The sequence below is a fragment of the Breznakibacter xylanolyticus genome, assembly GCF_003254275.1.
GTDB lineage: Bacteria > Bacteroidota > Bacteroidia > Bacteroidales > Marinilabiliaceae > Breznakibacter > Breznakibacter xylanolyticus.
Genome location: NZ_QKZK01000002.1, coordinates 220,534 through 242,289 on the forward strand (window position 1 = coordinate 220,534; position 21,756 = coordinate 242,289).

Here is a 21,756-nt window from a genome sequence, read left to right on the forward strand (position 1 = left end):
CTTAACTTAACGACATTGATTTAGGATTTACAAAAAAAAAGGGAAACAAGCTCCCTTTTCATTTTCTCATTAAAATATCGTACAGTCCCCTCCCCCTCGGAGAGGTAGTGAGGGACTTTGGGATTATTTACTCAGTTCCTTGCAGGCATTGTACATGCCATCAAACAGGGCTTTCATGTCCGAAGCAGCCACGGCGGCAAAGGCCACACGTAACATGTTATTCAGGTTGATGACCCCGATGCTGTATTTCTCAATCAAGAGATGACGCACGGCTTCCCCATCGAGACCTTCGCGCAGTTTCACGCACATGAAATAGCCCGAATTGTAAGGCAATGTGGTGAAAAACTCCTGATAACGAGTATCCTTCAACACCTCTTTCACAGCCTCGTAACGCTGCTGCATGATCTCGAACTTCGCCTGTTTTTCCTGCTTGTAAGTGGGTGAATCAAATGCCTTGAGCAACAACGACTGCGAAAGGTTAGATGCATTGGAGATATTTCCACGCACAGCACCCGCCGCCTTGTTTTCCAGCGCTTCGTACAGTGAGGCATCGCCACCTTTCACGGCAAAGGTGATGAATCCCACGCGAAATCCCCACACGTAATCTTCCTTGGTAGGGCCATCGACTTTAACGGCCAACACGTTTTCGTGAATATCGGCCAGGTAGGCAAAAGGCGACTGACCATCGATGCCCTTCTCGAATACCAGTCCGAAGTAGGCATCATCACAAATCACCACAATCTTTTTACCCTTCTCAGCGGCCTGTTTGATGGCCGATACCAAAGCCTTCATCTCATCAAAGGTGGGTGAATAGCCACTGGGGTTATTGGGGAAGTTGAGCAACAACACTTTTTTCTCACCGGCGGTCATCAACGACTCATACATCGATTCCACATCGAGCCCGTTGCCCCTGAAGAGGTTGTAAGTCACAATGCGGGCATCGTAACCATTGATCAACGCCAGATTGTAGTTGCCCCAAAACAGATTGGGCACCAAAATTTCCTGACCGGGATCGGCAAACAAATAACCGGCCATGCTGATGCCATGCGTCAGGGCGTTGGTCACCACAGGCAAGCTGAAAGTTTTGCCCTTCAAATCGGGGTTCTTCTCCACTTGCATCTCTTGCCAGCGCTTGCGAATGTCAGGACGACCAAAGCTGGGCGCGTAGGGAAATGAAAAGATGGGATCGAGATTGATTTTTTCGTCGATGGAGTTCAGGCGCATGGGCGTCCCGTCGTCCTCAATGGCCGCGCCAATGGTGGCATTGATGCGCGTGCCTTTGGCTTCGGCGCCTTGCCCTAGAATCCCTTTCTTGGGGAAGAAAATATTTTTTCCTTTCTGCGACAGCAGTTCTAATACGACCGGATTTTTTGACTGAATAATGTTGTTGAGTTCCTGTGCCTGTGGGTTCATTGTAAAGTGTTTAATGTTCAAACGGGGCAAAAATACGCTTTTTCGCACAACCCGCAACAGCCCCAAAAACAGTTTTTCGCTCATTTAAGCTCACCGAAATAGCAAAGGCGGCCACCTTCGCAAAAAGATGACCGCCTGTGGATTTATAAGTACAACGAATGATGAATGAAAAACACTCAACCTCATCGACAATGATTAGAATTGACGTAGGGCATAGCCCGATACGAATGACAATGGGCTAAAGCCCGACTGATGCAGTTCATGATACCCATCCACTAAAGCAGACGGCTATTGATAAAAAGCGATATTCCAGAATCGCACACATCACTTGCCCCTCACTGTTGCATCGGGCCCCAGATACAACTGCGGCAACGGCCTGGAAGCCATCACCACCTTTTGCAGCACCACGCCGGGGTCAATCAGGTGAATGGTCACCGTGTGCTTGCCGGGCTTGGCGATGCGGTGACGCGTGGTGGTCACCACGATGTTGTCGGCCACAGCCTTTTCCCATTCACGTTCCGATTTGAGCGGGTGAATCACCGCCTCAACGGGGGCGCCGCCATCGACCGACACCGCGTAACGAATGCCGCCACGCGACAGATAATCGAGCGTGGGCGACACATAAGCATGCACCTCCACATCGCCGGCCTCGTGCATCCACACATCGTAATGCAAAGCAGCATTATTGGCTAGTGCAGCCTTTTGCGATGGCAGGGTCGACGGCTGTGGCGTCACGCCCGAAAGTGTCCGCCCCAAACCGGGCACCACTTCCCAACGCATGCCGGGTGTTTCGGTTTTGCGGGTAAACTGTTCAGCCTCCATGGCTGCATATCCATTCACCTGCACAGCCCCTTTGAAATCGGCCGGAATCGCGGGTAACGACTGAATTGCCTCGACAGTTACGGTAGTTTGCTGCCCCTGAGGTCCGGAGATGTCAAGCGTGGTCACCCCACCCTTTTTCGGCACTCGGGCCGGATCAATCTCAACCCACACGCGCACACCGTCACCCACCTCGCCCTGTGTTTGACTCAGCTTTACCCATGGTGCCTTGTTTTTAATGAAGTACATCGCATCGCGACTGCCGCGATTGAACACATCGATGTAGTGTTTCTGCGGGTAAGACGTATAAAAAGCGGGCAAGCGCAAAGTTGTCACATCCACGGGCCAGCATTGATCGGAACCATCGACAGCTACCCCCAGCAATACCTCATTGGGCAGCTCAATGGTTTTCACATCGGGCATGCGGTTCGAGTCGGGCTGTTGCCAATAGGTATAACCAATGCGGGTTTGATCCATCATGTGGCTCCACTTGCCGCCGGCCAAATCTTCGTTGTACTGACGCGACAACTCGGCATCGCGGTTAAAGAGTTCGAAGGCTGCCTTGGCCATGGCATTGGTGGTTGAACGTCCCTGACGGGCAAACAAATGGTTTTGAGCCACGCGCAAATACAACTCATTGATGGTGGCACTGGCCACGGCCGGATACCACACCAATTGAAAATAGGCATCCTTGTATGCAGCAGGCATTTGCTCTCCCACCTTGGTGGCCAATGCAGCCAGTTGGTTGTAGTCCTCCACCACGCGTTCAAATTCGCGGTAATTGACCAGACTGTAGGTCGTCCAATCGAGCAATTCGGGCTTTCGGCGTGAATTGAAGCGCGAATAGTCATCTACAATGCGGGCAATGTCATCGGTGTGATGACCGCCAAAGTATTGACGCGCCCATCGACGGGTGTAATCGGGCAACATAGCGGCGGTGATGGCATCGGGGTTCCAGGCATAATCGAGGAAAAACTCGGTGGGAAACTCCATGGGTTTGATGTCGCCCACGTTGATAATCCACAGTCGATCCACGCCATGTTCCCAGGCCATGTGCATTTGCTCCCACACGCGCGAAATCTGATTGGTGTTGATCCATTTGTAATTGCGAGGCCCTCCCACATAATCGTAATGGTAGTAAATGCCGTATCCCCCGGCACGCTTGGCCTCGCCGGGTTGTGGCAATTTACGGAGGTTGCCCCAGTTATCGTCGCACAACAGCAGGGTCACATCATCGGGCACACGCATGCCATGGTCGTAATAATCCTGCACCTCTTTATACAATGCCCACACCTGAGGCGTTTGCGCGGCCGCTTGGCCGGTCAGCTCCTCGATGATATTTCGCTGTGAAGCCACAATATTTTCGAGCAAATCAATGGCCGTGCCCTCGGTCATGGGTTCATCGCCGTCGCCACGCATGCCAATGGTCACCAGGCTCTCGTGGTTGCCCATGCGGGTAAGCCCGTCGCGCCAGAAACGCTCCAAAGCCGGTGCATTGGTGGTATAATCCCACTTTCCGGAACCATACCGTCGCCACTCATCGTGCGCACGCATCATGGGTTCGTGGTGCGATGTGCCAATCACCACCCCCATCTCGTGCGCCAGGGGAGCATTAAGCGGATCGTCGTCAAACAGGGAACGCCCCCACATGGCCGGCCACAGGTAGTTACCCTTGAGGCGAAGAATCAATTCGAACACTTTTTCATAAAAGGTATGGGTGAAACCACCATGATATTTATGAGCCCAACCGGCCAGAGCAGGCGCCTCATCGTTGATAAAGATGCCGCGATACTTCACGGACGGTTCACCCATGGTATGCACGCCGGGTTTCACATATAAATTCCGCTGAGCCACCACCGGAACGTCGGCCCAGAAATACCAGGGCGACACGCCCATCTGCGCCGAAAGGTCAAAAATGCCGAAGATGGTACCTCGTTTGTCACTGCCGGCAATCACCAAAGCCTGTTCAACGCCCGGCATCGGTTGTGGAACCACCTGCACCACATAAGCTTCCCACTTACCGCGAAGCATCGCCCCATCGAGCTTGCCTTCGGCCACCAGGCGGTCAATCATGGGATTGCTCCCAAGGGTTCCGGCCAATATCACGTGCGTATGATTGCCGGTTTTGTCCCACATCAACTCGGGCTTTTGACCGGCCACCATGGCCACATCATTTTGTAACAATCCCACCACGCGTTTCACACCGGCTTCATCGTCTTGCGAAGCAACAATGGCGGCCGGCACCCCATTGACAATTAACGGGAAATCCCCCGCCGATGCGGTGGTCGACACATAATCGAGACGATTGATGGCTCCCATTGTCAGCGGAAACAACCACATCATCCCCCAAACCATCATCATGGTTTGAACGAACGAAACATTCCTTTTTTTTCTTGTCATATTTTAAGCGTTTTAAAGTTTGTGACACCATCAAAATTTCATCATTTTTATGAGTGTCAAAACAGTTCACAATTTACACGCATTTGACAGGAGTATGGGTCATTAAAATCGTCAAAAGGGACGATAAAGCTGGCACCTGCCCCATCACGTCATTCCCAATAAAATCCTTCAAAGCCAGCAAACAAATCACTTATTACAAATAAGTTTACGCCACAAACCCCACACCATCACGCCCCATGATTCAAAAAGACTACATCCTCCGTTTACTGGCCGACCTGGCCGAAGCCTTGGCTCGACTACTCAAAATACAACAACCCCATCAGGCGTTTGACGAGATGACGCGCACGCTTGAATCAGTCTATAAAATGACGTTGGATGAATTCCTAAACCTGCCCGACAATGAACTGCAGCAACCCGACTGGCCAGCATCGTCGGGCATTGCCGACAGCATGGGGGAGTTCCTGAACACTGCGGCCGACATCGCCCATCAACACCATCGACACGACATTGCCGAAAACCTGAAATTGAAAGCTCTGCACCTGCTCAGCGAAGCCGAAGCACAAAGCAGCACGTACTCGTTCAATCGCATGGTTATCATCAACCGGATTAAAGAAGAGTTGGGAATATAAATCAATGTCGTTTAGTTAAGAGAAAAGATGTCAGACTAAGAGACAGATGATGAGATGAAAACAGATGTTTAGATCCGTTCTCTTCGTCTCTTCAGTCTAATCTATCTGTCTTTAGTCTAATCATCTTCTTGTCTCTTTTGTGAATCGCACTAACTGAACGACATTGGAATATAAATTTGAGATCAGCGCTGCCACAGCCCCGATTTGCATCCTGTCAGAACAAAAATCCCACCCGCAAATGCGAGTAGATGCTATTGATGTAGGGCGAATACATGAGATTAAACTCCATGGGCAACAGTGAGAAATTGAGAGCCGTCCCCAAACTAAACCCACTGATGAATTTAGGAGCCACCGGCTTTTCATTTCCCATGGGAAACCGAAAGCCATGGGCAGCAGCATTGGCTCGTCCTATCAGGAAAAGGTCGCCAAACATGCGATAATGACATCCAATGGAAGCGGCCAGCACCGACGTGGAAGTCAATTGGGCATCCAGCAGGCCGGCAAAGGGGATTTGATTGGCAAGATGCGTTTGAATGCCTCCCAACACAATGCGATCGAAAATGAGATTCTCGTTGTTTTGCGTGTAACCACCATGCATTTGCGCAAAAAGGGTGGTTCGACTGCCGGTTTGCCGATAACTCTCGTATTGCATCGCAAACGAAAACAAGGGATTGGGCGGATAGTAGAGGGTATCGACGCGTTGTCCACCCGAGAGGGTCATGTAATCAATCTGTCGGGAGATGCCGGCAGAAAACTTAATATTAAGCAGCTTACCCGAGGTGGGCAGAAAACGTCGGTCGAGCGAGTTGTGCCGCACGGTAATATATGTGTAGGGCATCACTAGCGACCCTTCAAAATGATTGGCCGTCATCACATCGGGCTCAAAATAGGTAAAACCGGCACCAACACCGCCACCATAGCCCCAATGAATGCCTTTTAACCGAAGATATTCAAGGTTCAAACGCAAGTCGTAGCCCTGGTAAATATCGTACAAAAGGTTTTTGTTGTAGATGGGCATCTTGAGCCGCTCCAACCGGGCTGAGAAATCGGCCAGATTATTGAGTTGATTGCCAAAAAACTGCTTGTGCTGAATGCGTGTTTTCCAGTTTTGACCAATGGCCACCTTTACCGACGATACCGATTTGTCGAGCAAGAGGTTGCGCCAGGTATAATTCAGCGTCATCGACGCATTATAAAAGGAGTGATAGCCCAAAGCAAACTTCACATGCTGCATCTCATTTTCGCGTAAGATGCAATGCAAACGGCAATGTCCGGGCGTGGTCGGCTCCAGCTCGTAATAGACATACTGGTAGTAAAGCGATGCATAGGCCTTTCGAAAGCGGGCACTCAACTCCTCGGGTGTGTAGGACTTGCCGGTTTCCACATCGAGGGTTTGCAACAACATGGTGCGACTGGTGTACACCTGCCCCTCGATGCTGATACCGTCAATCACCACCCTGTCGTATTTCACGCGCTTGGGGCGTGATTGAGCCGATGGGGGATAAAGACGATTTAGCGAATCGGCCAATTGCTTAAACACGGGGTAGTAATCCTGCCCCGTTTGGTTGCCGATATCGATGATTTCTGTTGCATTATTAAAGCTGGCAGCCGAATAAGTGGTCATGGCAGGTTCGATGAGGATGTTGCACAATCCCCGCTCGAACTGAAGATATTCGGCATCGCGAAAGTTGGTGATTTGATACATCACATCGAGCATGGTTTTCAAATCCTTGGCCTGCGAAAGTCCCGAATAAAGGTTCACCCCAATGAAATAATCGGCGCCCATGGCTTTGAGATCACTCACGGGGAAATTACGCACGATGCCCCCGTCCACCAGTTTGGTGTCGCCCCACGTAGTGGCAGCAAATACCGAAGGAAGCGCCATGCTGCTGCGAATGGCCCACACAATTTCACCTTGATTAATCACCACCGGCTGCCCCGTGGATAAATCGGTGGCGATGCAACTAAAGGGAATATCAAATTGCGAAAAATCCTTGATGTGATGAACGGGAAAAAATATCTCGGAAAAAGTAAGCCACACCTCTTCCGACTCCAAAAAACCGGTCGAAAGCACCGGCTTTCCATGACGAACGGGCAATTCGGCCGTGTAATTATCCAGCTCGTCCTTTTCGTCCAAACTCACCTGACTGTAATTGGGCCGGCCGTTGAGCAGTTTGTCCCAATCGAGGGCTTTCACCCGGGCTTCAATTTCATTGCCCGAATAACCGGCTGCATACATGGCGCCAATGATAGCTCCCATACTGGTGCCGGTAATGTAATCGACCTGCAAACCCGCACTGTCAATGGCCTTGAGCACACCAATGTGCGCCAGCCCCTTGGCGCCACCGCCGCTGAGCGCCAAACCGATTTTGGGACGTTGCCCCCACATGGGAGGTAACAATACAACCACACAAAAAAGCAAGGTGATGACAAGGGAGCGAAACGACATAGAGGAAGGTTATTGATGCGAAACAATGCAAACGGCATCTAAAATAACCACCTCAAGGGATTCTCACAACTTTATACCTTCTTTTTTAACACGCACACCCGCCGCTCATCATTGTAGAGCATCGTCAGATGCAGACTTTCGGCCAGGTGCCGCATGGTTTGGGGATGATAAAAACAAACATGGGTAAAGTCGCGGGCGTAACTCCACGTGGCGAACTGCGCGTGCGACTGCCACATGCCCGTGAGCAGGGTGAGAATGCCTCCCGGTTTAAGCCATTGCAACATTTGCCCAAAGTCGCGATGAGGAAAAAAGAAATGTTCGATGCACTCGGTGGCAAAAATATAATCATAACTCACCGCCGGAAGCTCGGGATAAAAAAAGGGATCGTAATTGTCGCACATCCAGCCGCGTTCGCCCATCAACCCACTCAGCGTGGGATGAGGGCCACAACCGTAGTCAAGGCCGTGATCGCCGGCTCTCAAAAACGGCAAAGCAGGATCAATGGCCTGCTCCAGAAACTGAACATACCCTCGATTGGTTTCGGTATTTTGATGTGCCAAATAACGCTGTTTCTCACGGTCGGCATCGGGGTATTCGCCGGGAAGTACGAATATCAGTCGGCAACGCGAACACTCATAATAGTGTCGTGTGTCGGGACCCGACACACGAACTGCATCCCCAGCATATTGACAAAGTGGGCAAACCACCCCATGCAAGGCGTTGTGCAAATCACCCATGGACATCATCAGGCCAAACGCTGCTTCACGGCTTCAAACAACAACACCCCGGCGGCAACTGACACGTTCAACGACCCGATGGCACCTGTCACGGGAATCTTACACATCTCATCGCCCACGCGCAAGATGGATGGAGAAATGCCCACATCTTCAGCGCCCATCACCAAAGCCAACGGCCCTGAAAAATTACACTCAAAATAGTTGCGCGCTCCCTTTTCGGTGGCACAGGCAATGGTCAAACCACTCTCTTTGAGGTAATCGACCATGCGGGGCAAATGCTTGGCCTTGCAAACCGGGATCTCGAGCAAAGCACCGGCCGAGGTTTTGATGGCATCGGGGGTGATCAGCGCTGCACCCTTTTCGGGCACCACCAGGGCATGCGCCCCGGCACAGTATGCCGAACGGGCAATGGCACCCAGGTTGCGCACATCGGTGATGCCATCGAGCACCACCACCAACGGGCTTTCACCACGTTCAAAAACATTCATCAACACATCTTCGATGTGCTGATACTCGATGGGCGACACAAATGCCAACGCTCCCTGATGATTTTTAGTCGTCACGCGGTTAATGCGCTCAATGGGCACCATCTGGTATGGGATGCCACGCTGCTTAATCAGGGCAAACAGCTCTTTGAACAAGTCGCCCTCCAGACCTTTCTTCAACAATACTTTATCCACCTCTTTGCCGGCGTGGATGGCTTCGATAATGGCACGAAGGCCAAATAACAGGGTGGCGGTTGATTTTGAAGGGTGTTGTTCCATGTGTTTTATTTGTGTTGTGATATAGCAATAATGTGTAGATGTATCTGTTTACTGCAAAGTTCGTTGTTCTATCTTTTTCGAATGGATGATTTGGAATGTTCAAATCCCAATAAGCACGATAACCAGACAACGCAAATGGATTGCCCCAATCATCAATCCATCTCCAATCGCAGTTTTTCAAGCTCCTCCAGTTCGCCGTGAGCAACCTCCCAGCTTTCCATTTCCCGATCGAGGGATTTCTGTAGGGCATCGTATTGATTGAACAAAGCCATGTCGGCAGCATGCTCGGGCTGTTCCATCTGATGATGCAAAACGGCCATCTCCTTTTCGATACGGGCAATGGCCTGCTCGCTCTCGTCAACGGTCTTTTGTGCCTTTTTGATCTTACGGCTCAACTCCTTCCGCTCTTCAAAGCTGATTTTGCCCTGCGAAGGTGCCGCCTGAGCGTTTTGCTCTTTACGCTCGGTTTGTTTTACCTCCAGCTCGGCAAACGATTCCATTTTTTTGCGTTGCAAGAAGTCATAAACCCCACCCAGGTGTTGTTTAATTTTTTTATCCCGGAACTCAAAAAGCTTATTGACCAAGCCATCTAAAAATTCACGATCGTGCGACACCAACAGCACCGTTCCGTCAAAATCGATGAGCGCCTGCTTAAGCAACTCCTTGGAACGCATATCCAGGTGGTTGGTTGGCTCATCGAGGATGAGCAGGTTGGCCGGTTTTAGCAAGAGCATCACCATGGCCAGACGGGTTTTTTCGCCCCCCGAAAGCACGCCCACCTTTTTCTCCACATCTTCGCCACTAAAGAGGAAAGCCCCCAACAGGTCACGAATTTTGGTGCGGATATCGCCAACAGCCACCCGATCGATGGTATCGAGCACCGTCAGATTGGGATCGAGACGCTCGGCCTGGTTTTGCGCAAAATATCCAATGGTGACGTTGTGTCCCAGTTTCAGGTCTCCGTTGTATTCAATCTCGTTCATGATGATGCGCGAGAGAGTGGTCTTCCCTTCGCCATTACGCCCTACAAAAGCCACTTTTTCACCTCTTTCAATGCGGAAATCAACCGACTGCAGCACCACATGATCGCCATACTGCTTGGTGATGTCGTTCCCTTCCACCACCATCACGCCGGGCTTAGGCGCAGCCGGGAAACGAATATTGAGCCCCGAAGTGTCAATCTCGTCCACCTCAATGCGGTCGATTTTCTCGAGCTGTTTAATGCGCGACTGCACCTGAACCGATTTAGTGGCCTTGTACCGAAAACGCTCAATGAACTTCTCTGTGTCTTCAATCCGCTTTTGCTGATTGGTATAAGCGGCCAATTGTTGTTCGCGACGTTCGGCTCTCAACTCCAGAAATCGATCATAAGAGGCCTTGTAATCATATATCTTTCCCATCGAAATTTCGATGGTACGATTGGTAATGTTATTCAAAAAAGCACGGTCGTGCGAGATCAACAACACAGCGCCCTGATAGTTCTTCAAAAAATCCTCGAGCCACTGAATCGATTCAATGTCAAGATGGTTGGTTGGCTCATCGAGTAGAAACAGGTTAGGACGCTTAAGCAATATCTTGGCCAGCTCCACCCGCATACGCCATCCACCGCTGAACTCCGAAGTCATTCGGGCAAAATCACTGCGTTCAAAGCCTAAACCTTTCAACGTTTGCTCAATGGCGGCATGATAATTCCCCCCGCCCAACAGGTCGTAACGGTCGTTGAGATCGGTTATGCGGTGAATCAATCGATTGTAATCCTCACTTTCGTAATCGGTTCGATGCGCCAGGTCGTGGTTGAGTGCGTCCAATTGCTGGCGGATGTATCGCAGCTCTTCAAAGGCCGTCTCCACCTCTTCAAACAAGGGGCGGGTATCGGTCACATCCAGATGCTGCGGAAGATAACCCAAGGTGAAATCGTTGGGTTTGGCCACGGTACCCGATGTGGGTTGCATTTGACCGGCCAAAATGCGCAACATGGTGGATTTACCGGCGCCATTGCGCCCAATCAAACCAATGCGATCGCGCGGGTTAATCAAAAACGAAACATCTTCAAACAATGTATACCCGCCAAAATCGACCGTCAACTGATGTATGGAAATCATATTAAATCAATGCTTTATTTCGAATGAATCGAACCGAAAAATTAGGGGGTGACTTTGACCGGCGTAACCGAATAATCACTATTAAAATGAATCATCACCAACCCGTTGTTGTAAAAACCGCCCCAATTTGAGATGCGCTGAAAACGGAAATTCGACTGCACAAGAGTTGTCTTAACACGGCTCATGCAATGTTCAAAAGTTGGGCCATAATCCACCAAAGCCCCTACAAACCAGGTCGCAATATCGTACCCCCACAACCCAAACCGACTGTATCCGCCATTCCCCGAAGGCTTTTGAAAATAGGGCGTGATGGCAAACGGTTCGGTATGAAACAACGCCCGATACTCGGCAAGCACCTTTTGGGTGTTTTCATTCTGATAATCGATGCCATAGTATGATATGATACGGGTATTTAGTTTGTGAATACTCTCAGCCTCAATGCTCTGAAAACGCAACCAATCGTGCATCCCATAAAGCACCAAGTGTGAGTTGTTGCGCCCCGCAAGCGATTCGAGTGATGCAACAACCTTGCTCACAAATAATTCTTCGGTGGATGGGATAAACAGAAGGTTCTGCTGGTCGGGAATGAGTTTATCCACCAATGCGCCTTTACCGGCCTGACCGTACACATGCTCCAACAACTCGGTTTTAAGCGGCTGAATGGCATTGTGCTGCACGGTATGCTTTCGCAACAATTCGGCCAACGCCGTTTCGGCAGGCGTGGGATTCGCCGAACGAATCACAATCAAACGTTTACCGGCGCCGTCGGCAACAATTTTCCGAGCCATCGTTTCCCACATCAACGTATCGACCGGCATCATTTGAAACAGATTTGGATTATTGCATAACTCGGAATTAGTGTTCGTAAAGGGATTCACCATCTTAATCCCATGCTGTTTCGAGAAATCTGATACGGTCTTCAAATGAGCCGTATGCGCCGGTCCGACAATCAAATCGACGGTCGACAACTCGGGTTTCTGAAGGATCTGTGACACTTTGGCCAAATCATCAGTGGTATCGTAAACAAATAATTCAAAATTAACCCCTTGCTTCTTGTATGCATCCAGAGCCAGCAATAAACCTTCATAAAACTCGACCACCACCCTGCTTCGCCCCGAAACCGCTTTGGAGCCGGAATGGCTTTCATCGTCTCCGTCAGCAGCGGCATGTTTTCCGGCAACGTTAAATGGTAACAGGATGGCTATTTTGATGGCTGGTCGGGATACAAAATACTGATATTGACAATCACTGGTAACAGGCATCACCATGGGTTCATCAATGAGCGTGGTCGTTTGTGCTGCGGAATCCCGCAGTGCCTGGAGCCACTTTTCGGAGGGAATTTTCAGCGCGTCACCTTTTTTAAGGTTACCAAAGTCCACTGACGTGTTGAAATCCTGCAATTGCTCAACGGTCACATTATATTGTCGCGAAATACCAAAAAGGGTCTCCTTTTTCTTAACCTCATGCATGGTAAAAGGCTTGTCGCGCAAAGTCTGCTTCCACTCGGCATCCCGCTCGGCAATTTCAATGGGAATGGTCAACTCCACCCCGGTCTTAATATCATTTTCGTCAATTCCCGGGTTGGCATTGCGAATATCGGCAGCCGGCAACTGATATTTTCGGGCAATGGCATAAAGGGTTTCGCCAGCTTGCACTTCGTGTTTAAGATAATTTTTGGGGCGCACTTTCCCTTTCTCGGGGATTCGCAACTGCATGCCGGGCGTGATCTGACCATTGGCAATACCGGGATTTTCGTTCAACAGCTCTGCGACCGTCAACCCATAATTACGCGAAATGCCATAAAGCGTCTCCTGCGGTGCAACCGTATGAATGATATTTTTTGATTCAGTAACCTGTTGCAATATAGGAACCGGTACAGGAACCGATACCCCTGGCTCCTGTACCGGAATTCGCAAAACTTGTCCTGCTTTCAACCCGTCTTTGGCCTCGGGGTTATGTTGCACAATGACCTCTTGCGACACCTGTGTGTTCACCGAAACCCGATAAAGCCCTTCGCTCTTTTGCACCTTATAAAGGTAATAGGTGACCCCATTCACGACCACTTTTTCAGTCCCGGCCGGGACTTTTTGAGCACAGACAGGCATCAATACCAGACTGACCATGCACATGCACAAACCAACCCAAAGCGGACGAACGATATTGAGGAAACCGGCAAACGGTTTTGAACCAAAGTAAGAAGAAAGTAATTTCATAAACCCAATCAAAACAACTGATTATAAGAAACTAACAAACGAATTGACAGTTAAAAAACTTTCAAAAATAACGAAAGCACATGAGCCAAGCAAAAACAACCCTAAAAGAGTGAACAAAAAACCCGGCATCCGTTAGACGAATGCCGGGTCTGTACTTGTCTCATCATATCTCCCCCAAGGCTGTGGTCAGAGATCGGTGATGATTATTCTTTAATTTGATACTCGATATCGAGCAATTGATTTTTAAAGTCCCGGTCAGTCTCCTGAAGATTGTTGATGGTTTTACAAGCATGCAACACCGTGGCGTGATCCTTGTTCCCGATTTTTGAACCAATAGCCGACAGACTGCTTGTGGTCATGGTTTTGCAAAAATACATGGCCACCTGCCGAGCCTGCACAATTTCGCGTTTACGCGTCTTGGACTGCATTTCGTCAATATCAATACCGTAATAATCGCACACCACCTTTTGAATGTAATCCACCGATATTTCGCGTTGAGTCTTGCGCACCAATTTGTCCACTGTTTCACGTGCCGACTCGTAAGAAATATCCTTGCGATTCAGGGTTGACTGAGCCAACAACGAGATGAGTGCCCCCTCAAGTTCCCGAACATTGTGAATAACATTTCCGGCCACATAGTTCACCACATCATCGGGCATGCTCACCCCATCTTTATATAACTTTTGCTTGATGATCGAAACGCGCGTTTCAAAATCGGGCAGTTGCAAATCGGCTGCCAAACCCCATTTGAAGCGCGACAACAAGCGATCTTCCATATCTTGGAGCTCCACAGGCGCCTTGTCGGATGTCAGAATTAACTGCTTCCCGGTTTGATGGAGGTGATTAAAAATGTGGAAAAAAGTATTCTGTGTTTTTTGTTTCCCGGCAAACTCCTGCACATCATCAATAATCAACACATCAATCATTTGATAAAAGTGCAGAAAATCATTGATCCGCTGATGACGAATGGCTTCGGTATATTGAGTTTGAAAAATATTGGCATTGACATACAACACCGTTTTCTCGGGCATATTTTTCTGAACTTCCAATCCAATGGCCTGAGCCAGATGAGTTTTCCCTAAACCTGAATTTCCATAAATAAACAAGGGATTGAAAGCTGTTTTCCCGGGTTTTTGAGCCACTGCAATACTGGCCGAACGAGCCAAACGATTACAAGCCCCCTCCACGTAATTATCAAAAGTATACTCAGGGTTGAGCTGAGAGTCGATATTCTGCTTTTTGATGCCGGTCACCACAAATGGGTTGTGAAATTCGGGGCGACTGGCGGGTGCCGTCATCTGCCCCTGACGGTTACGCACATCGGGGCGATTCCCGGCAGGGAATTTAACGGTTGTGGGTTGCACGTCCGAGGCGCTTTTATCCATCACCACGCTATACTCCAGCTTTGCTTTGGGGCCGAGCTCCCGTCTCAAGGTCTTGCCCAAAATATCGATGTACTGTTCCTCGATATGCTCGTAGAAAAACAAACTGGGGATTTGAATGGTGAGAACTTCGCCATTTAGTCTTAAGGGCACAATGGGTTCAAACCATGTGGTAAAGCTTGCTGCCGGGATATTGTCCTTGATGACCGTCAGGCAATTTTTCCATACTTCTAAATGGTCAGGTTTCATGATTTTCTCAGCCTTTTTTTATGTTACTTTATCAGGTTACGGGAGAGCAAAATTTGCGAAAAAAAAGTTGATAAAAAAATGGGAAATGCTTTGTTTATTTTCAAAACCGCATTTCCCCTTTATTTTCAACAAGCTAAAAATAACACGTCATAAAGCTCTGACACAAAATAACTTAACCACACTTGAAGTCCATGCCAAACTACCGTGAACTAATTGACACTAAAGACATTGGTAACATTTTTTTGCACTTCACTATTTAGAATCATTACACACAAGACTTGGTGTCCACTAAACATATTCAGCGACTTTGGCGGGTTACTTACTTTTTCGGATGGCTTTTTCAAGACTGATATTCTGACCATCTTCTTTGGCAAAAATTGTTGCATCGGGATAATCCCCTTTCACGCTTTCAAAAAATTGCTGAGCCAACGGATAAGTCTCAAATGCCCCACTCCAATAGCTATAAATCTTTCCATCGTAATTCTCATGCACCTTTTGACCGGCAATCACATTCCGGTTGGGGAATTGAATTGGCTTTTGCGACGATTGCAACGCGACAAAAAACTGAATTCCCTGCTCGGCAACGTCATTCAACGACACTTTTTTTCCAAAACTAATGGCCGAAAAGGACACATATCGCTTGGGGTTGGCTTTAAAATCGAGCAATATCTTGTTGAGATTATTGGTCGCCAATGTCATATTCTCATACAACGCCTCATCCTTGAGCGCCATCCCTAGTGTGCCTTCGCCCCGATTGAGACCATCAAGCGTCGCACGAAGCGTGTTGACGGTCGAATCGAGTGCATGCATCGATTGCTCAAGCCCACCATCGGCCAGGGTTCCGGAGAGTTCTGAAAAATTATCAATCATCTGACCAAGTTGTTCGCGCTTGCTGTTTAGCATCTCAGTTAATTGATTAACATGCTCAACAATCATCTGAATATCGCCCCCCCGGCTCATCTGTTCTTTCAATTGAGAGGTAATATCAGCCATATTATTCATGGTGATGCTCATATCACGCATCGAAGCATCAAAATATTTCTTGGTGTCGGCATCCAAAAAAGTACCGGCTCGTATGAGCGACGAATCCAAACGCACAATCAAACTCTCCGTCTTCTCCTTCAAGGGTAACATTTGGTCACTCATCTGATCCACAAAATCGGTGCGAAACATCGAGATAAGGGTATCGCCCGGCGAAAGTGATCGTTGTGAATCACCCGGCTTGATTGAGATGGCCTTGGCACCCATGATGTCTAAACTATAAAGCTCGGCAATGGTATTGTCGGGAAAGGCCACCTTTTCGGTAATGGTGAAAGTGACCAAAAACTGCTTGGGATTGGTTGGATGAATTTCGATGTTGCGAACCGTGCCCACCTTGAAACCCTGATAATAAATGGGGCTGGCATCAGTGAGCCCGTCAACTCGTGAATAAACTCCGTAATATTTATTCCCTGCCAAAAAAAGGTCGCGTCCTTTCAAAAAATTCATGCCCCACAGCAGAATCAGAAATGAAAAAACCACCACCATGCCAATTTTAATCTCTCGGGTTAACTTCATTGGTTATGTGTATTATCAAAACATTGATTAAAAATCTCGTCACCCAAAAAAGGAAATCAAGTCATACACGACACATCAATGTGCGTATGTCATCACAAAGCCATTTAGCCTATATCAACACCCAATGACATCCTCCCTTTTTTAGCGGGGTAAATTTTAACAAAAAAAACGTCGCGTGCAAGTACCGTCACCGCATCACCGCACACACCAACCGTCACACCTATTGTTTAAGCTTATTCAGCGCTTCAGCAATGGTAATTCGCTGATTCTTTTCAAATGCAATAATAAAGGCATCGGGCACTTTTTCTCGCACCTCAATGAGCTTCTCTTTGGCTTCGTCGTGCGAAGAGGTGCTGAACGTGGTGTACTTATAAGAACCTTTATCGGTATATCGCCACAGGTCGTTAAAAGACTTATAAAGCGAATGTTTTTTAGACAAGGGGGTTGGCGAAGTCTTCACCTGTATGCGAAATACCACCGATGAAACAGGTAAGGTTCCCGAGGTTACTTCACGAATGGACGAACCGCCCTGTGCTTTGGTACCTTCCCCCGAATTGACCACTGTCACTGCGTTGTGTTTATCATCGACCGAATTGGCAACACCGCTTTGACCTTCGAACTGCGTCTTATAATCTTTAAAAGCACTCAACAAGGAAGCAGCCATCGATGACTGTCCATCTGCACTGGTCAGAAAACGCTGATCGTTGGCATTGGTAAGAAATCCCAGCTCAACCAACACGCTGGGCATGGCTGTTTGCCTAAGCACCAAAAAGCCGGCTTGTTTTACACCACGACTGGTTCGTTTCGATTGTTGATTAAATTTTTTCTCGATGAGCGAAGCCATGGAGATACTCTGCTCGAGGTATACGTTCTGAAGCAATTCAAAAATAATATACGACTCGGTGCTATTGGGGTCGAAACCTTCGTATTTAGCTGTGTAATCGTCCTCGAGCACGATAACGGCATTCTCCTTTTTGGCCACCTCAAGGTTATCCTGCGAACGGTGCAATCCCAGCACAAATGTCTCTGTCCCGGCAATATCGGACTTGCTAATCCAGTTGGCATGAATGGAGATAAACAAATCGGCCTTTTTTTCATTGGCCAGTTTCGCCCGGTCATCCAATGGCACAAACACATCGGTACTGCGGGTGTAATATACTTTGATACCGGGAAAATGTTCCTGAATGGCCTGCCCCAACTTGAGTGAAACGGCCAGAGTAACGTCCTTCTCCCGAATATTTTTCACCACAGCACCAGGGTCTTTTCCACCATGTCCAGGATCTATCACAACCGTTTGTAGTCGCCCCGATAATTGCCCTGTCACCCAACAAGGCACCAACATCAATAATAAAATAAACGCAAACAAGAACTTCATATCACATTCGTTTGAGCTAACATAGCCCTTCATAACGTGTGCCAAAATTAATGATTCTTGACGGGGTAGCCAACTGTGACCAATCCATATTTTTGCAGACACCGAGCAAATGGTTGATTGTTTTGTTTATTTTTGCGCAACTTGTCTCACCACAAGCACCATTCACATGATTCTTCAAATGGTCAATCACATACATATCAAGCTTTTATTCTTGCTCACGATAGTGTTCACGTCTGCCATTGCTAAGGCGCAACAACCCGATACGTTGTCAACTGTTTCGTCTGTCGACACCCTGAGCACAGCATCGGAGTCGGCTCCGGCAAAATCTTTCATCGTTGCCGAAATCAAATACACCGCAAAGGACTCCATCATTTTTTCGCTCGATGGACAAAAAGTATTCCTCTATCAGGATGCTGTGGTGACTTATCAGGACATAGAGCTCAAGGCCTGGTTCATCGAAATTGATTTGGAACGAAAAGAGGCCTATGCCTGCGGAACAGTCGATACTCTGGGAGCCGAAATCGGCCTGCCCGTATACAAAGACAAACAGGGCGAGTACACCATGCGCACCATGCGGTACAATTTTGAATCGAAAAAAGCCCTGATCGAACACGTGGTCACCGAACAGGGCGAGGGATTTGTGGTGAGCGATGTGGCTAAAAAATCCGACGACAACGTGTTCTGCCTCAAGGGCGGCATGTACACCACGTGCGATCATCACGATCATCCCCACTTCGGGTTGCGACTCACCAAAGCAAAAGTAATTCCCGGGCGCAAAATCATTACCGGCCCGGCCTATTTTGTGATGGAAGATGTGCCCATTTATTTCCTGTTTATTCCATTCGGATTCGTGCCCAGCACCAGCAAATACAGTTCTGGCATTATTATGCCCTCGTACGGCGAAGAGAGCACACGCGGCTTTTTCCTGCGCAACGGGGGTTATTACTGGGCTGCCAGTGACTACTTCGACTTTACCGTCACCGGCGACGTGTACATGAACGGCTCGTGGGGTTTGCGTACCGGATCGGTGTATAAAAATCGGTATCGATACAGCGGGAACTTCAATGCCCAATACATCAAAACCATCACCAGCGAAAAAGATTTGCCCGATTACGCCACCAGCTCCGACATGAGCCTCACCTGGAGCCATCGGCAAGATGCCAAAGCCAATCCCTATCGCTCGGTCAATGCCAGCGTAAACTACTCCACCAGCTCCTTCGATCGCAAAAATATCGCCAACGTAGTTAACACCAATCTGCTAGCGCAAAACACCAAACGATCGAGCATCTCGTACACCCAACGCTGGCCCGACAATCCCTTCAACTTATCGGTGAACCTGTTGCACTCGCAAAACAGCCGCGACACCTCCATCGACCTCACCATCCCCGACCTCACCCTGACCATGAACCGTTTGACCCCCTTTAAATCGAAAAACAAAGTTGGCGGCAAAGAAGTATGGTACGAAAAAATCAGTTTCTCCTATTCAGCAACCACCAAAAATTACATCAGCACCAAGGAAAGTGACCTGTTTACTTCGGCCTCAAACGATGACTGGAAGAATGGCGTGAAACATGCCATCCCTGTATCGATGAACCTCAAATTCCTGAAGTATTTTGTGTCATCGCCCTCCATCAATTACAATGAGCGCTGGTATTTCCAGTCCATCCGCAAAGGCTGGGACGCCGACCAGCAAAAAGTAGTCACCACCGACACCATTTCGGGATTCAACCGGGTGTGGGACTACAGCTACTCCATCGGCACCAGTACCAAGCTTTACACCTTCTACACCCCATCACGGGCACTCTTTGGCGACAAAATCAACGCCATTCGCCACGTGATGACCCCCAGCGTGAGCATGAGCTACAACCCCAATTTTGGCGAGGCCAAATATGGGTATTACGATTGGTTTGAGTACTACAACCCCAAGAGCGATGAAATCGTTCGCCATGAGTATTCCAAATACGAAGGTTCGCTTTACGGGTCACCGGGCAACTCTCGTTCGGGATCTATGTCGATGAGCCTGGGCAACACACTGGAGATGAAAGTCAAAAACGACAAGGACACCACCGGTTTCTCAAAGATTAAGATTCTTGAAAGTTTGAATTTCAGCACAGGATATAACTTCCTGGCCGACTCGCTTAAATGGCAAAAGGTGTCGATGACCGGTCGCACCAAAATCTTCAAAACGGACATCAACTTTGGCGCCAGCTTCGACCCATACGCTCTGGACACCAACAAACTGGGAGCCCCTATTCGCATCAACCAGTCGCACCTGAAAGTAAATCACCAACTGCTCCGATTGGAATCAGCCAACCTGAGTTTCGGTTTCTCGTGGGGCAGCGACAAAATGAAGAAAAAGAAAGAAGGGGAAGATGATGCACAACAGCCCGGCGAAGATGAAGACATAGCCCCCGAAATGACTGCCGAAACCGACCGTTTTGGACAACCTCTGGCGCAAAGCGAACTGCGCATGATGGAACGCGACCAACAAAAAACGGTTGAATATGACGCCGACGGCTATGCCCAGTTTTCAATCCCCTGGAACATCAGCCTCAACTATAACATGCGCTTGGCGCAGGGTGCCTTCAACAAGACAAAAATGGACTATGACAAGGAAATCGTTTCAGACGTGTCATTCAACGGCTCCATCAGTCCCACCTCCAAATGGGCCATCTCGTTTTCGTCGGGCTACAGCTTCGACAAAAAACAACTCTCGCACACCAGCTTCAACATCCGCCGCAACCTGCACTGCTGGAGCATGAGCCTCAACCTGGTACCCATCGGGACTTACAAATCCTATTTCTTCACCATCTCGGCCAACTCATCCATGCTGCAAGACCTCAAATACGAAAAACAGAATGCCAACAGAGCCGATTTTTAAAGGAAGTGCCTAAGCAGAAAAGGAACTAAGTGCCTAAACGATGAGTTGAGAAGGGGAGAAGTGCAAAAGTACAGGAGTGCCAGAGCAGTGAAGTAGCTGAGCAAAGTGGCAAAGCAGCAAAGAAGGAAATCTATTGGCGAGTTCCATATGCCCCATGAAAAACAAATTATAATCACATGAAACGAGCCATGAGTAAGCCTTCCTCACACAGAAGGATGATTATTGGCTAGTTCCACCAGTTCATTAAGAAGGACAAACCCCTCAAGTCCCCCTTTGGGGGATTAGGGGGCTAAATTATAAACCCATGAAAAACATCATTTCCACCCCACAGGCTCCGGCAGCCATAGGGCCATACAGCCAGGCAGTAGAAGTCAACGGCATGTTATTCGTTTCGGGTCAAATACCCATCGACCCATCAACCGGCAAAATTTTTGAAGGTGGCATTACCGAACAAACCACGCAGGTGATGAAAAACATCGGCGCCATCCTTACGGCAGCCGGTTACTCCTTTACCAACGTGGTGAAATCGACCTGCTTACTGAGCGACATGGCCAACTTTAAGGGCATGAACGAAGTATATGCCCAATACTATCCCGAAAATGCACCGGCCAGAGCCGCCTTTGCCGTCAAAGAACTCCCCTTGGGCGTATTGGTGGAGATTGAAGCCATTGCCGTCAAGTCATAATAACAACGTATCCCCCCCACCAACCCCATCTATTAGCACATAATCCGTCCCCCTATCTTTGGTGTCAAAAAACGACATGACACAAAGAACCTCACTTGCAC

Annotated in this window: 13 protein-coding genes; 3 read left to right on the plus strand and 10 right to left on the minus strand. The window is 48.7% G+C overall.

Annotated elements, in window-relative coordinates:
• Positions 1-123 precede the first annotated feature (123 nt).
• Complete coding sequence (locus tag LX69_RS02080) at positions 124-1,413, minus strand: aminotransferase class I/II-fold pyridoxal phosphate-dependent enzyme (protein ID WP_111444151.1); 1,290 nt, start codon at positions 1,411-1,413, stop codon at positions 124-126.
• 324 nt (positions 1,414-1,737) lie between these two features.
• Entirely contained in the window at positions 1,738-4,632 is a 2,895-nt protein-coding gene (locus tag LX69_RS02085; RefSeq protein WP_245934916.1) for a glycosyl hydrolase 115 family protein, read from the minus strand.
• A 236-nt stretch (positions 4,633-4,868) separates the two neighbouring features.
• Between LX69_RS02085 and LX69_RS02090 the strand changes: the two genes are divergently transcribed.
• The gene (locus LX69_RS02090) at positions 4,869-5,261 is read left to right on the plus strand and encodes a hypothetical protein (RefSeq protein WP_111444152.1); all 393 of its coding nucleotides are present in this window, start codon (positions 4,869-4,871) and stop codon (positions 5,259-5,261) included.
• Between the two features lie 214 nt (positions 5,262-5,475).
• Here the strand turns inward: LX69_RS02090 and LX69_RS02095 are convergent, their stop codons facing one another.
• From LX69_RS02095 to LX69_RS02135, 8 genes are all read right to left on the minus strand, one after another.
• On the minus strand, positions 5,476-7,710 hold the full coding sequence (locus tag LX69_RS02095; RefSeq protein ID WP_111444153.1) for a patatin-like phospholipase family protein: 2,235 nt from the start codon (positions 7,708-7,710) through the stop codon (positions 5,476-5,478).
• Between the two features lie 71 nt (positions 7,711-7,781).
• Positions 7,782-8,447: a class I SAM-dependent methyltransferase gene (locus LX69_RS02100; protein ID WP_221621247.1), complete on the minus strand. Its 666-nt coding sequence runs from the start codon at positions 8,445-8,447 to the stop codon at positions 7,782-7,784.
• Positions 8,448-8,455: 8 nt separating this feature from the next.
• Complete coding sequence (rlmB, locus tag LX69_RS02105) at positions 8,456-9,211, minus strand: 23S rRNA (guanosine(2251)-2'-O)-methyltransferase RlmB (RefSeq protein ID WP_111444155.1); 756 nt, start codon at positions 9,209-9,211, stop codon at positions 8,456-8,458.
• Positions 9,212-9,363: 152 nt separating this feature from the next.
• Positions 9,364-11,313 (minus strand): ribosomal protection-like ABC-F family protein, encoded by a 1,950-nt coding sequence (abc-f, locus tag LX69_RS02110; RefSeq protein WP_111444156.1) that lies wholly within the window; start codon positions 11,311-11,313, stop codon positions 9,364-9,366.
• A gap of 41 nt (positions 11,314-11,354) precedes the next feature.
• Positions 11,355-13,526, minus strand: coding sequence for a PBP1 and LysM peptidoglycan-binding domain-containing protein (locus tag LX69_RS02115; protein ID WP_111444157.1), 2,172 nt, complete (start codon positions 13,524-13,526; stop codon positions 11,355-11,357).
• A 203-nt stretch (positions 13,527-13,729) separates the two neighbouring features.
• Positions 13,730-15,157 (minus strand): chromosomal replication initiator protein DnaA, encoded by a 1,428-nt coding sequence (gene dnaA / locus LX69_RS02120; protein ID WP_111444158.1) that lies wholly within the window; start codon positions 15,155-15,157, stop codon positions 13,730-13,732.
• 315 nt (positions 15,158-15,472) lie between these two features.
• Entirely contained in the window at positions 15,473-16,714 is a 1,242-nt protein-coding gene (locus tag LX69_RS02130) for an MlaD family protein (protein ID WP_111444160.1), read from the minus strand.
• A gap of 220 nt (positions 16,715-16,934) precedes the next feature.
• Complete coding sequence (locus tag LX69_RS02135) at positions 16,935-18,089, minus strand: N-acetylmuramoyl-L-alanine amidase family protein (protein ID WP_170124198.1); 1,155 nt, start codon at positions 18,087-18,089, stop codon at positions 16,935-16,937.
• Positions 18,090-18,300: 211 nt separating this feature from the next.
• Between LX69_RS02135 and LX69_RS02140 the strand changes: the two genes are divergently transcribed.
• Both LX69_RS02140 and LX69_RS02145 read left to right on the plus strand, forming a co-directional pair.
• Entirely contained in the window at positions 18,301-20,970 is a 2,670-nt protein-coding gene (locus LX69_RS02140; RefSeq protein WP_245934917.1) for a putative LPS assembly protein LptD, read from the plus strand.
• 304 nt (positions 20,971-21,274) lie between these two features.
• Entirely contained in the window at positions 21,275-21,655 is a 381-nt protein-coding gene (locus LX69_RS02145; protein WP_111444162.1) for a RidA family protein, read from the plus strand.
• The last annotated feature ends 101 nt before the right edge of the window (positions 21,656-21,756 follow it).